Here is an 810-nt window from a genome sequence, read left to right on the forward strand (position 1 = left end):
GCGGCGGCCAGGCGCGCCGCGTAGCCGAGCGCCGCGAGCGTCGCGCGCACCTGGCGGCACAGCGACGGCAGCCCGCCGAACAGCCGCAGGCTCGGACCGACGTCGACGATCAGCGTGGCTTCGTCGCCGAGCGCGACGCACGGCGAGAAGCGCAGCAACGCGAGCGCGACCGCGCGCAGCGCATCGGCTTCGCGGGCGGGATCGCGCTCGACGAGCAGCGTGTCCGGCGCGAGCGTGAGCACGCCGCCGCGCTTCATGCCCGCGCGCACGCCCTGCCGGCGCGCGGCCGCATCGGCGATCAGCACGACACCCTGCTCGAGCACCGCGCAGCCTGCCTCGCTGGCCTCGCCGGCCGCCGCGTCAGACGGCGGCGGGGCGCACACGTCGAGCGGCAGGCGCGGCAGATGGATGCCGAGCAAGACGCGCATAGCGGCTCTCCACGATGGGCGACGGCAAATCGAGCACGAGCGGCTCGCTGCGCGCGGGCCCGCGACGCTTGACGATGTCGAGCGACACGCCGCCCGGCACCGGATACAGCGCGACGCGCAGCACGGCCGGCGACGGCTGCCGCGCGGCCGACAGCGGACGCAGCATCACGAACAGCGTGTCGCCGGTGCGCGCGGCCGCGAGATGCAGGCGCCGCAGCGCATCGGGGCGCGCGTCCTGCCAGAGCAGCAGCGCGCCGCAACAGCCGGTCTTGAGCGCCTGCTCGGCGGCCCACAGCGCATCGGTGCGGCTACCGGCGCGCAGCCACAGCAGCGTATCGGCCGGCACGCCGAGACTGGCGAGCGCGGTGGCATGCGGCGACTG

Annotated in this window: 2 pseudogenes; both read right to left on the reverse strand. The window is 76.2% G+C overall.

The window, feature by feature from the left end:
- Positions 1-428 (reverse strand): annotated as a pseudogene (locus tag JMF86_RS34890) (DNA polymerase Y family protein); the annotation flags it as partial.
- Positions 361-810: pseudogene (locus JMF86_RS34895) on the reverse strand (recombinase RecA); the annotation flags it as partial. The pseudogenes JMF86_RS34890 and JMF86_RS34895, both read right to left, overlap by 68 nt.

The sequence above is a fragment of the Burkholderia sp. E168m15 genome (assembly GCF_016586105.1).
GTDB lineage: Bacteria > Pseudomonadota > Gammaproteobacteria > Burkholderiales > Burkholderiaceae > Burkholderia > Burkholderia orbicola.